Origin of the sequence: Streptomyces sp. R35 (assembly GCF_041053035.1) — a bacterium.
GTDB lineage: Bacteria > Actinomycetota > Actinomycetes > Streptomycetales > Streptomycetaceae > Streptomyces > Streptomyces lutosisoli.
This window is the reverse complement of the sequence record NZ_CP163440.1, coordinates 1358013-1370531: the sequence shown is the minus strand read 5'-3', so window position 1 is coordinate 1370531 and position 12519 is coordinate 1358013. Positions and strand designations below refer to the sequence as shown.

General features: G+C 71.7%; 10 protein-coding genes. 4 read left to right on the top strand and 6 right to left on the bottom strand.

The window, feature by feature from the left end; genetic code table 11:
• Positions 1 to 30: 30 nt before the first annotated feature.
• Positions 31 to 861: a DeoR/GlpR family DNA-binding transcription regulator gene (locus tag AB5J50_RS06650; protein WP_327426687.1), complete on the bottom strand. Its 831-nt coding sequence runs from the start codon at positions 859 to 861 to the stop codon at positions 31 to 33.
• A 279-nt stretch (positions 862 to 1140) separates the two neighbouring features.
• On the opposite strand from AB5J50_RS06650, the gene AB5J50_RS06645 reads away from it, so the two are divergent.
• Positions 1141 to 3498, top strand: coding sequence for a hypothetical protein (locus AB5J50_RS06645; protein WP_369255805.1), 2358 nt, complete (start codon positions 1141 to 1143; stop codon positions 3496 to 3498).
• On the opposite strand, the gene AB5J50_RS06640 is transcribed toward AB5J50_RS06645, so the two are convergent.
• The 4 genes from AB5J50_RS06640 to AB5J50_RS06625 form a co-directional block, all read right to left on the bottom strand.
• Positions 3468 to 5900: a right-handed parallel beta-helix repeat-containing protein gene (locus AB5J50_RS06640; protein ID WP_369255803.1), complete on the bottom strand. Its 2433-nt coding sequence runs from the start codon at positions 5898 to 5900 to the stop codon at positions 3468 to 3470. The two genes, AB5J50_RS06645 and AB5J50_RS06640, sit on opposite strands and share 31 nt — an antisense overlap.
• 158 nt (positions 5901 to 6058) lie before the next feature.
• Positions 6059 to 6664, bottom strand: coding sequence for a hypothetical protein (locus tag AB5J50_RS06635; protein ID WP_369255801.1), 606 nt, complete (start codon positions 6662 to 6664; stop codon positions 6059 to 6061).
• Between the two features lie 185 nt (positions 6665 to 6849).
• The gene (locus AB5J50_RS06630; RefSeq protein ID WP_369255799.1) at positions 6850 to 7674 is read right to left on the bottom strand and encodes an MOSC domain-containing protein; all 825 of its coding nucleotides are present in this window, start codon (positions 7672 to 7674) and stop codon (positions 6850 to 6852) included.
• A 45-nt stretch (positions 7675 to 7719) separates the two neighbouring features.
• Positions 7720 to 8148: a DUF6643 family protein gene (locus AB5J50_RS06625; protein WP_369255797.1), complete on the bottom strand. Its 429-nt coding sequence runs from the start codon at positions 8146 to 8148 to the stop codon at positions 7720 to 7722.
• A 281-nt stretch (positions 8149 to 8429) separates the two neighbouring features.
• Here AB5J50_RS06625 and AB5J50_RS06620 point away from each other — a divergent pair, with 281 nt between their 5' ends.
• The gene (locus AB5J50_RS06620; protein ID WP_369255795.1) at positions 8430 to 9791 is read left to right on the top strand and encodes a TerD family protein; all 1362 of its coding nucleotides are present in this window, start codon (positions 8430 to 8432) and stop codon (positions 9789 to 9791) included.
• Positions 9792 to 9795: 4 nt separating this feature from the next.
• On the opposite strand, the gene AB5J50_RS06615 is transcribed toward AB5J50_RS06620, so the two are convergent.
• Positions 9796 to 10971 carry a glycosyltransferase gene (locus tag AB5J50_RS06615; protein WP_369255793.1) on the bottom strand — a complete coding sequence of 392 codons (1176 nt, stop codon included), beginning with the start codon at positions 10969 to 10971 and terminating at the stop codon, positions 9796 to 9798.
• A 57-nt stretch (positions 10972 to 11028) separates the two neighbouring features.
• On the opposite strand from AB5J50_RS06615, the gene AB5J50_RS06610 reads away from it, so the two are divergent.
• Entirely contained in the window at positions 11029 to 11814 is a 786-nt protein-coding gene (locus AB5J50_RS06610; protein WP_369255791.1) for a glutamate racemase, read from the top strand.
• Positions 11815 to 11945: 131 nt separating this feature from the next.
• Entirely contained in the window at positions 11946 to 12491 is a 546-nt protein-coding gene (locus AB5J50_RS06605) for a hypothetical protein (protein WP_369255789.1), read from the top strand.
• Positions 12492 to 12519 lie beyond the last annotated feature (28 nt).

Here is a 12519-nt window from a genome sequence, read left to right as displayed (position 1 = left end):
GAGGGCAGCGTCACCATAGCTGGCGGACCGTCAGATGTCTGTACCGTCTCCGGGCTCACCGGCCACCACCAGACGCCTCAGGTGTTCCGCGATCTCCGTGCGTGCCTCGGCCGGCAGACCGGCGTCGGTGACCAGCGTGTCGACCTGTTCGAGGGCGGCGAACGAACTCAGGCCCACCGTGCCCCACTTGGTGTGGTCGGCGACCACGACGACACGCCGCGCGGACTGCACCAGCCGCCGGTTGGTCTCGGCCTCCGCCAGGTTCGGAGTCGACAGGCCGGCCTCGACCGATATGCCGTGGACACCGAGGAAGAGCACATCGAAGTGCAGCGCCGCGATGGCCTGATCGGCGACGGGACCGACGAGGGAGTCGGACGGCGTACGCACACCACCGGTCAGGACCACCGTGGCGGCGCCCTGCCGCTGACCGGAGGAACGCTGCGCCGAGTGGAACACGTCAGCCACGCGTACCGAGTTGGTGACCACGGTCAGGTCCGGCACATCGAGGAGCTGATGGGCCAGCGCGTACGTCGTCGTACCACCGGAGAGGGCGATCGCCGAGCCCGGCGCGACCAACTCGGCGGCGGCGCGCGCGATGTCCTCCTTGGCGGTCAGCTCCAGACCGGACTTGGCCTCGAAGCCCGGCTCGTGCGTGCTCGCCTCGACCACCGGCACCGCGCCGCCGTGCACCTTCTCCACGACGCCCTGACGGGCGAGCGCGTCGAGGTCGCGGCGGACCGTCATGTCGGAGACGCCGAGCTTTCGGGTCAGTTCGTTCACACGGACGCCACCGCGGCGTCGCACCTCGTCGAGGATCAGGGCACGGCGCTGCTCCGCGAGGAGGTTCTGATTCTCACTCACGCCCGCTCCGGTCCCTTCGCCGCCCACTGCCCGACACTCCGTCCGAACCCACTCCCACGTGGACATTCTCCTTGTCCGAGGTCCTGAGGACGACCCATCCTCGCACGGGACACCGACAGTCGCGCCACTGCCCGCACGGACACCGGGCCCCTCCGGTGCCGTCACCTTCACACGTATCGGGGAGATTCCGTGACTACAGGTGTGCGCAACCCCCGGAGTGGAGATCCTTGTGCCTGCACATGACACACGCAACACGCGGCACGGGGGAAGTGCAGAACAGTGGAACGTGTACGGGAACAGGGATCGACCGGGGAGCCCGACGGCCCCGCGCAGCGGCCCGAAGGGTCCGAAACCGCTCTTGAACTTCTGGTCCACGGAGTCGGCGGCACCACACCTGAGGACATGCTGGGCGATCCACGGACGGTCCGGATCACCGGCGACGCGACGGCCGCGGTCTATCGGCGCGTCGACGACGCCGACGCGGAACAGCGTCCCGACGACCACCGCGGCAAGCCGGTGCGTGAGGCCTATGTGTGGTGCAACCTCACCTCGGGCAACGGCGCCCGCGCCCTGTGGCTGTTGCTGCTGCCCTTCATGGTCGTCAACCTCGCGCACTGGATGCGCCCCACCACCCGCGGCCGGAAACGGACGATCCGCCTGTACGGCCTGCTCGTCCGACTCGCCGGACTCACCCTCACGGTGCTGCTGGTCGCCGCCGCCTGCGAGGTCGCCCTCGACCTGACCGCCTGGCAGTGCGCGGGCACGCGCGCGTGCGCCCAGGAGCACTCCTGGCTGGGATTCCTCTCACCGGCCGGGTCCGGTGGCTGGTGGAGTCAGCCGGGCCGCCGGCTCGCCCTGGCCTGCCTGGTGCCCGCCGCGCTGACCGGCCTCCTGTGGTACCTGTCCCACCGCACCTGGAGCGCGTACGAGTCGCAGCAGCCGATGTCCCGCAGGGCGGAGCCCGACGAGGAGACCGGACGCACCGGGCTCGGCCGGCCCGGGTTCTGGTACGGGCGCCGTCTGGTGGCCCGGTTGCGCGCCGCGCACACCGCCGCGGGCTTCCTGACGGTTGCGGCGGCCGTCGGCACCTCCGCCGCCGGCTACGACCGTACCTCCGGCGGCCCCGCCGTTCTCGACGCGCTGGGCCGGCTCCTGGACGCGACTCTTGTCGTGGGCGCGGCCATTGTGCTGTGGGTGGTCTGCCGCCGCGGCCGCAGCGAGAACCGGCTCGACCAGGAACGGGACCAGACCCTGGTGCGCTGGCTGCCCATGAGCTCGATTGTCCTGCTCGCCCTGACCCTGGTGTACGCCGGGTGGTCCCGGCCGGACTGGCACTCGGCGCGGCGACTGCCCGGCGACATGACGTTCGGCGCGATCGCCCTTTTCCAGTGCCTGCTTGTCATCGCGCTCGGCGTCGTCGCCCGCATCCTGTACCGCACCCGTCCCGACACGCGCACCGCGATGCGCGGCCTCGCCGGTCCCGCCGTCGCGATGCTCGCCTGTGCGCTGGGCGGCGTGATGTCCGGCGGGGTCTCCCAGCGTGTCGCCGACTGGCTGGACGGCACCCGGGACTCGATCCCGGGCCCGCCCGTCCTGCTGACCTGGCAGGCCTCGGTGATCCCCCCGCTGCTCGTCGTGCTGCTGGCCCTCATCGGCTGGCTGGCCCGGCGGACCTGGCAGCTGCGGAGCCAGGAGGTGGACGCCGTGGAGCTCGACTACAAGGGAGAGCGCAAGGACACCGCCCGCACCCGCCGCATCGCCGGCACGCGCGCGATGGCCGCCCTCACCGACCGGGCGCCCCGCATGATCGGCGTCATCTCGTTCGTGACGCTGCTCCTGGGCGCCGGAGCCCTGGCGGGTGCCCTGGCGGCCGAGGAGCCTCCGGGCACGGCCGCGCAGGGGGCGTACGCCTTCGTCCAGGGCGCCGCCGAGACCGCGCAGGCGCTCGGATCCTGGCTGATCGGCTTCGGCTTCATACTGTTCGTCACCTGGGGCCGCCGCGCCTACAAGGACCCCGCCGCCCGCCGCACCATCGGCATCCTCTGGGACGTCGGCACGTTCTGGCCGCGCGCCGCCCACCCCTTCGCGCCGCCCTGCTACGCCGAGCGCGCCGTGCCCGACCTGACCTGGCGCATGGTGACCTGGATCCGTGCCAACGGCGGACGGCTCGTGCTCTCCGGGCACTCCCAGGGCAGTGTGCTGGCGGCGGCCGCGGCCTGGCAGCTGAAACCGTCCGTACGCAAACGGGTCGCCCTGCTCACCTACGGCTCCCCCCTGGAGCGCCTGTACGGGCGCTGGTTCCCGGCCCACTTCGGCCCGGCCGCCCTCACCTCGCTGCACCGCGAGGTCGCCTGCTGGCGCAATCTGTACCGCCTGACCGACCCCATAGGCGGGCCCGTCCGGCTGCCCGGCGACTGCGGCCCCCAGGTCGACCGCGAGCCCCTCCAGGACCCGCTCGCCTACGGACGCACCGAGCGGCATCCACTGCCCGCGCCGATCCTCGGCCACTCCGACTATCAGGCCGACCCGGCCTTCGCCGAGGAGCGTGAACGGCTGCTGGCGCGGCTGCGGCCGGATGTGCCCGGGCCACGGCCCGTAGGTGACGCTCAGGGCAGCTCCGGCAGATCCTCCGAATAGAGCAGGGTGAGGTCGTCCGTGCTCGGCTCGTCCAGCTGGGCGACCCGCCCCGCGTGCCGCTCGACCATCGCCTCGAAGGTCTGCCGAGCGGTGCGGCCGTTGCCGAACGCGGGTCCCTTCGGGATCGCCGTGAAGTACTTCAGCAGCGCCTCGGCCGCGCCGGGGGCCAGCCGGTACTCGTGCTCCTCGGCCTGCTGCTCCACGATCCGCAGCAACTCCTCGGGGACGTAGTCGCTGAAGGTGATGGTCCGTGAGAAGCGGGACGCCACACCGGGGTTGACCGAAAGGAACCGCTCCATCTCGGCCGTGTAGCCCGCGACGATCACCACCACCGCCTCCCGGTGGTCCTCCATCAGCTTCACCAGCGTGTCGATGGCCTCGCGCCCGAAGTCACGGCCCGAGTCCTCCGGCGACAGCGCGTACGCCTCGTCGACGAACAGCACGCCGCCGCGCGCCCGGTCGAACGCCTCCTGGGTACGGATCGCGGTGGAGCCGATGTGCTCGCCGACGAGGTCCACCCGGGACACCTCGACGAGATGCCCCTTCTCCAGCACACCGAGCGAGGCGAGGATCTCGCCGTACAGCCGGGCGACCGTCGTCTTGCCGGTGCCGGGGGAGCCCGTGAACACCAGATGGCGCCGTACCGAGGCCGCCTTGAGGCCCGCCTGCTGCCGACGGCGGCCCACTTCGATCATGTCGGTGAGGGCCCGCACCTCACGCTTGACGCTCTCCAGGCCCACCAGCGTGTCGAGTTCACCGAGAACGGCCTTCGACGTGCGCGCCGCCTGCGCGGGCTCCGCGACGGACACGAGCGGCTCCTGCTCGGTGGTGCGCTGGCCCGGGATCGCGCCCAGCAGGCCCGATGACGGGCTCGACGTCTGTACGGCCGTCTCGTGCGCCGGGGGCCGCGGGCCGGCGCTCTCGTCGCTCGTGCAGTCCTCGACGACCGGGCCCCCGCCGGCGCCCTGCGCGGCGCCGTCCGCGAACTCGTAACCCCCGCGCGCACAACGCTCCGTACGGCACTTCTTCAGCGTCGCGCGGCAGCCGTCGATCACATGGAAGCCGTAGCCCCCGCTGTCCGTCACGCGGCAGTTGAGGAAGCTGCCCCGGCCGCCCGCCGACACATAGAAGCCCGCCTCGGCCGGTGAGGTGACCGTGCAGCGCTCGAAGGTGGGATCGGCGCCCTTGGTGACGATCACGCCGGTCTGGGTGCCGTCCACGGTGCAGCCGGACAGTGTGCCGCCGCTGCCGTGGTCGCGGAACCAGGCGCCCGTCGCGGCGTCCCGGATACGGCAGTCGTCCAGCTGTGCGGTGGCGCCGTCGCTCACCGAGACGGCCGTGTTGCGCACTTGGGAGAGATCACTGTCGACGACGTCCGCGCGCGAACCCCGGTCGAGCACGAACAGGGCGTCCGGGACGTCGTGCACCCGGCACGACTCGAGCACCGCGGTCGCGCCGTCGCTGACCCACACCGCGGGGTAGTCGCCCGTGCTGTCGAAGATCTCGCACTGGTTGGCGTCCACGCGTGTGCCCGGGTCCCAGACCGAGAGGCCGTTGCGCCCGAACTGCCGCACGCTGGTGCGGGTCAGGGTGAGGACCGAGCGCGAGCGCAGATCGACCGCGTTCTCCGGGATGTCGTGGATACGGCAGTCGGCGAGCGTGAGCACTGCGTCCGTGTCGAGGGTGACGCCGTCCGCGGTCGTACGGTGCACATCGCAGTCGGTGAGATGGGCCGTGGCCCGCCCGGTGATCTGCACCCCGGAACCCTTGACCTCGTACACCTCGCAGCCGACGGCCTCCAGTGACGAGTTCTCACCGGTCACCGACAGGCCCGCGCCGGAGGCGTGGTGCACCCGGCAGCGCTCCAGGCGCGGATGGGCGCCCCCGCGGACCGCGACGCCCGACTGACCGGCCGCGACGACCTCGCACTCCTCGAACACCCCACCGCCGCCGTCCAGTACGGCGATGCCGATACCGGCCGGATTGTCGACCGTGCAGCGCCGCACGGTCGGACGGGCGCCTCCGCGTACCTCGATCCCGGCCGCGGACCGCGTGACGATCCGCACGTCGAGGAGTTCTGGAGTGCCCTCCTCGACGAGCAGTGCGGGCGCGGCAGAGTCCTGGCCCTCCACATGCAGGTCCTGGACCACGGCGGAGGCGCGCACGGTCAGCGGCACCCCGTCCACCGGCGCGATGCGCACGGAGCCGGGGAAGCCCTCGGGGCCGCGCAGCGTCACCGCGCGCTGCACCACCAGGTTTTCCCGGTAGGTGCCGGGAGCGACGGTGAGTACATCACCGTCTGCGGCGGCCTCCAGGGCGGCGGCCAGCGATGCGTACTCTCCCGTGCGGCGCCGCCACCGCGAGGTGCCGGTGTGCGTCACCTGGACCGTGCCCTGTGCCATGGCGCTGTTGTGCCCCCACCTCGTCGTACGCGGGTCCTGCGAGGCCGTACTGAAACCCCGTCGGGATCAAGGACAGCCTCTCACGACGGTGCCGAACAGTTCGGCCGGTCCACCGTAGCGTGCGCGGGGACGCCGGGTTGACCGGAGCGGAAAGGCTGTCAGCTGCCGGTGCCGGTCCTGCCCCAGTCGGGGCCCGCCTTGTCCCATGCCTGGTCCCAACGGGCATACCGGCGACGGACCATGCGCCAGAGGAGCAGCCGTCTGCCGCCCTCGACGAGTCCCGCGCACATCAGGGCCGCGCCGAACCCGGCCAGCACGGCGTGCGTCGTCGCGGTGGCGCTGTCCAGCGGGCGGCCCACTATTCGGCCGTGCAGGTCGGTCCAGATCGTGAAGTGGTCCCCGCGGTGGGGGGACTTGAGGGCGGCTGTCACCGCGCCGTGCTGCGGGGTGCCGTCCGGCGCCGTCCAGTCGGCCAGTACGCGGCTGTGGGGGTCCCGTACCGACGATGTCTCGGGGTCGGGCTCCAGCGGGCTGCGGGACAGCTTCTTGAGGACGGTGGCCGCCACCTCGTGGCGGGTCTGACGCTGCTCCCGTACGGACTGCTGCAAGGCGCCCTGGGCCGCGGCCCCGACGACGGCGCCGAGGAGGGGCGCGGCGACGAGGACGAGCAGGATGGCCGCCAGGGCCAGCCAGGCCTCGGCCAGATCGGTCGTGCGGCGCAGCGGATTGTGCCGCCAGCGCCAGAGTCCGCTGATAGCTCGCACCGTCCCGCACCCCCTTCCGCGTCCGTGATAACCCGCAGCGGAGCCGTTCACGCGAGAGCCCCGGGAAGAGAGAGCGAAATCACCCTCCCCATGGGCCTCTCATGAACTCCTCACGAAGTCTCAACGATCGTGCCCGCGGCCCGGGTTCCCCGTGAAAGCCCATTCGCGGGACTGGATCGCGCGGGCTATTCGAGGACGATGACCGGATCGCCGACGCGCACCGTGCCGGGGGACTCGGGGACCAGGTTCTGTCCGAAGACCAACTGGCCGCCGAAGCGGCGGTGGCGTCCGAGGGTGCGCAGGGGTTCCTTGCCGCGCTCGGCGGACACCTGGTCGGTGGTGGTCACGACGCATCGGCCGGACATCCTGGCGACCCGGAAGGTGACCTCGCCGATGGCGATCCGGGACCAGTCGTCCTCGGCCCAGGCGGCGGTGCCGGACACGACCGCGTTCGGCCGGAAACGGTTCATCGGGAGTGGGCCCTCATGGGCGTGGTCGCCTTGCGCGATCAAGGAGTTGAGGGCCTTCAGCGAGGCGAGGGTGGTGACCAGCAGCGGATAGCCGTCGGCGAAGGCGACGGTCTCGCCCGGGAGCGCGAAGTCCGGGTCGACGGGCCGGCGCGTGGCCGGATCGTCCATGTGGACGAGGCGCACCTCGGCGCCCAGATAGTCGCTGCACCAGGCATGCGCGGTGGCGTCGGCGAGGACGGCCTCCACCTTGTCGCCGAAGACGTCCAGCGTCGTCGTGCCGACCGGCTCGGGCACGGGGACGTTCACCGGCTCACGGCCCTCCGCGGACAGCCGTATGCCGCCGCCGGGCAGCAGCTCGGCGGCGGCCAGTGCCAGACGTGGCTGCTGGCGCTGCGTGACGACCTTTCCCCCGTCGTCGATCAGTGTCCAGCGTCGGTCCCCGGCCAGCCCCCAGGGCTCCACGACGGCTTCCCGGGGTGACTGGCCCCGGAACGCCTTGACCGGATGGACATGGATCGAGTGCAGCTCCGCGTTCCCCATGACACCCATGGTGCCAGCAGGCACCGACAATCCGGTGCGAATGAGTCAGTAGCCGCGGTACTGCTGGCTGTTGTACGGATCCTGGTAGGGAACCGGAGCGGGACGGGGAGCCGCGGGGCGCATCGCCTCGTAGCCGGTGCCGGCCGCCATCGGGCGCTGCTGCTGCGGCTGGGCGCCCGGGTAACCGCGCGGTCCCGCCGCCTGCTGCGGGATGTACGGCGCGGGGGCGTGCTGGAGCGGTGAGGGCTGCTGGGCCTGCGGGTAGCCGTACGAGGCCTGATGGGAGGGGCCGGCCGGCAGAGCGGGAAGCGCCGACGGAAGGGCGGGCAAATGGCTGCCCGTGTCGTAGGCGGCGGGAACCCGGATCGGAGCGATCTGAGGGGTGCCCCGCTCGGCGACGAGGGAGTCGTAGATCGGGGTGTCCTGGAAGGCGGAGTAGTAACCGCCGCCATAGGTGGAGCGGGGGGAGGTCATGGCACATAAGTTAAGCCCACGATGTGCTGGTTGGGGAGACCGATAAGAGGGTTGTTTTCCGTGTCGGCAGTGACGCGGGATCCCCAATGCGAGCGAACTCGGCAAAAAAGGACGCCAAAGAGGGTTCAGATCGTGTAAAGGCCGAGTTCCTGGCGGGTTACCGGCGGTTGACCATGGATCTTCCTGTGCGGGTCATGGGAGTTCGATGGGTCGGGGGATTAGGTTTGGCTCGGAGGGGGCCCGCGGACTGCTCGGGGCGTGGCCCGGCGCGGAGACACGTGATGGGGGCGTACATGTCAATGTCTAAGGGATCGAATGTTCCTGTCCCGACGACCGCGCTGCGCGTGGAATTGGGATGGCGTTCAGGACCCGGAGTCCCCGACGCGGATGCCTCCGCGCTGTTGCTGGTCTCCGGAAAGGTCCGTTCGGACGGCGACTTCGTCTTCTACAACCAGCCGTCGCACTCCTCCGGCGCCGTGCGGCACGAGGGCAAACGGGACACCGGCGGCCAGGTGACCGACGCACTGCTCGTCGACCTCACGCGCGTCGAGCCCGCGATCGAGACGGTGGTGCTGGCCGCCTCCGCCGACGGCGGCACCTTCGGGCGGGTGCCGGGCCTCTACATCCGGGTGCTCGACGCGCAGCGGGGCACGGAGGTCGCACGTTTCGACAGCGCCGACGCGACCATTGAGACCGCCTTCGTGCTCGGCGAGCTCTACCGGCGCCAGGGCGCCTGGAAGTTCCGCGCGGTCGGACAGGGCTACAGCAGCGGACTCGAAGGACTGGCCACGGACTACGGGATCACCGTGGACGAGCCGCAGCACGCGGCACCCACCGCCGCGCCGCCCGCGCCCGGCACCCGCGTGCAGGGTCCGCCGCCCGTGGCTCCACCGGTGACCATGCCTGCGCCGGGGACGACGCCTCCGCCGGTCGCCCCGCCCGTGACGATGCCCCCGCCCCCGACGGCTCCGCCGGCCGCCCCGCCCACGGCTCCTTCGGCTCCGGTGCGCCTGTCCAAGGTCACGCTCACCAAGGAGGCCCCCTCGGTCTCGCTCGCCAAGCAGGGCGGCACGTCCGGTGCCATGCGCGTGAACCTCAACTGGCAGGTGCGCAAGCAGTTCTCGGGATGGGGCAGCAAGCGGGGCCGTGCCGTCGCGATGCACGCGGACCTCGACCTCGACCTGTGCGCCCTGTACGAGCTCTCGGACGGCCGCAAGGGAGTCGTCCAGGCACTCGGCAACGCCTTCGGGGCGCTGCACCAGCCGCCGTACATCCATCTCGACGGCGACGACCGCACCGGCGCCGTGGCCAGTGGCGAGAACCTGTCCATCAACCTTGACCACAAGCAGAGCTTCCGGCGCATCCTCATCTTCGTGACCATCTACGAAGGAGCGCGTTCCTTCGCCGACCTGCACGCCACGGTCACCCTGCAACCGCTGGGCGGCGCCCCGGTCGACTTCTCGCTCGACGAGTGCACGGTGCCCTCGACCGTCTGCGCCCTCGCCCTCATCACCAACAACGGCGGCGACCTGGTCGTCCAGCGCGAGGCCCGCTATCTGGTCCCCGAGCGCGGCGTGAGCCCGCAGCGCACCGTGGACTACGCCTACGGGTGGGGCATGAACTGGACCCCCGGCAGGAAGTGAGCGATCAGCTCTCGTCGAGCGCGGTGTCGGGGCGCGTGTAGGTGCGGCCCTTCCAGGCCGCGCCGCGCCCCCTGTAGTGCTGCACCGCGGAATCGACGGTCATGAGGAGGTACAGGAACGCGGTGACCGGCAGCAGCGGAGCGAGCCACAGGGGCTGCCGGTAGTAGCGGAGCATCGGCACATAGGTAACCGTCATCAGCAGCCACGCGAGCCCCCCGGCCGTCGCCGCCCACATGTTTCCCGCGGCGAGGCCCACCGCGAGAGCCACCGGTGGCACCAGGTAGACCACGGCAAGACCGGCGACCGTCCCGGCGAGCAGCAGCGGGTTGTGCCGCAGCTGGGCGTACGCGCTGCGCGAGACCATCCGCCACAGGTCGTGCAGTCGCGGATACGGCCGCACACTGTCCACCCGGTCGGCGAGCCCCAGCCAGATGTGGCCGCCGGATTTCTTGACCGCCCGGGCGAGCGCCACGTCGTCGATCACGGCATGCCGGATCGCGTCCGGAATCCGCGCCCGCTCGGCGGCATCCGTGCGCAGCAGGACACATCCGCCCGCCGCGGCCGCCGTCCGCGAGCCCTTCACCGCGATCCGGCGGAAGGGGTAGAGCTGTGCGAAGAAGTAGACGAAGGCGGGCACGACGAGCCGCTCCCACACGCTTTCCACGCGCAGCCGGGCCATCTGCGAGACGACGTCGAAGTCACCGGTACGCGCTGCCGCGACCAACTCGCGCAGGCTGTCCGGGGCATGGGCGATGTCCGCGTCCGTGAGCAGCAGGAATTCGGGTGCACGCGTGCGTGCCAGGCCGATGCCGTGGCGCACGGCCCAGAGCTTGCCCGTCCAGCCCTCCGGCGGCTCTCCCGGCGAGTCGACGGTGAGTGGCAGCCCCCCGTGAGTGCGGGCGAGCTCACGGGCGAGTTCCCCGGTGCCGTCCGAGCTGCCGTCGTCGACGAGGAAGACCTCCGCCCGCCCGGGATAGTCCTGGGCGAGGAGCGACGGCAGGCTCGCGGGCAGCACGGCGGCCTCGTCGCGCGCGGGGACGACGACGCAGACGGGGGGCCAGTCGTCCGGGTCCGTGCGGGCCGGCAACCTGATGTCCGTGCGCCAGAAGAAGCCCTGGCAGAGCAGCAGCCACAGCCAGGCGGCGAGTGATCCGGCGGCGATCCACACGATGGCGCTCACGGCCGCAGTCTGCCCCACCGGACCGACTCGTCGGAGCGCATCGTCTATCGTGACCGGGTGAAGATCGCGCTCATGGACTCCGGAATCGGCCTGCTTCCCGCCGCCGCCGCGGTACGCCGTCTGCGACCGGACGCGGATCTCGTGCTCTCCTGGGATCCGGACGGGATGCCCTGGGGGCCGCGCACGCCGCAGGACATCACACGGCGCGCCCTGGCGGTCGCCGAGGCCGCTGCCGCGCACGGTCCCGATGTCCTGATCGTCGCCTGCAACACGGCCTCCGTCCATTCCCTGCCCGAGCTGCGCGCACGGTTCGAACCGGATCTGCCGGTCATCGGCACGGTCCCGGCGATAAAACCGGCCGCCGCGGGAGGCGGGCCCGTCGCGATCTGGGCGACACCCGCCACCACCGGGAGCCCTTACCAGCGTGGTCTCATCCGTGAGTTCGCCGATGGTGTGGCGGTCACCGAAGTGCCCTGCCCGGGGCTCGCGGACGCCGTGCACCACGCCGACGAGGCGGCCACCGACGCCGCGATCGCCGCCGCCGCCGCACTCACCCCCGACGACGTGACGACGGTCGTACTCGGCTGCACCAACTACGAACTGGTCGGCGAGCGCATCCGCGCGGCCGTGCAGAAGCCCGGACACGCGCCCCTCATCCTGCATGGCACGGCCGGAGCGGTCGCCGCCCAGGCGCTGCGCAGGATCGGCGAGCTCCCGGACCCCGAGGCACCCGCCGAATCCCGCCTCACGGTCATGCTCAGCGGCCAGGAGGGCGTGCTGCCCGCGACGGCGCTTGCGTACGCGGAAGGCCGCCTCCTGTCGGCGGTCAGCCCGGCGCACTGATCGACGGCCACTCTGCGTACGGCCCTGGTCGGCCACCGCGTGAATGCCCTCCGTAGGACGATCGTCCACCCGGAGTAGTAACGCTCAGCGACACGGTGCCCGCGGTGCGGAACCTGAGTACCCTCATTGACATGAGGGACCACCCCCACGGCGAAGACACCCCGAACCCGGAGATCTGGACCGGTCGTGCGACCAACCGCGTCCAGTGGCTGCCCGCGCTCGGCGGCGCCGCCTGCCTGGCGCTCGGTATCGAGCTGGCCGTCGACTCCGTCTGGACGTCGGGCGCGGCCCCGCTCGTCATGTCCGTGGTCGGGTGCATCGCGGCCGGACTGCTCATCCTCTTCGGCACGCTCGCGTTCGTGCACGTGGCTGTGAAGGTCGACAAGGACTGCGTGGAAGTGCGCTGCGGCCACATCGGTCTGCCGCGCCGCCGCATCCCCCTCTCACAGGTCGTCGGCGCCGACTTCGCGCCCCAGGTCACCCCGCGCCAGTGGGGCGGCTGGGGCTACCGCTGGCGGCCCGAGCTGGGGACCGCCGTCATTGTCCGACGCGGCGAGGGCGTGGTGCTGCGGCTCGGCGACGGCCATACGTTCACGATCACGGTGGACAACGCGGAGGCGGCGGTACGGATCATCCGGGACCGGCTGCGGCCGGCCACCCCCGGCACCGTGGTCTGACCCGGACCGGGCTGCCGTGGCGTAACGC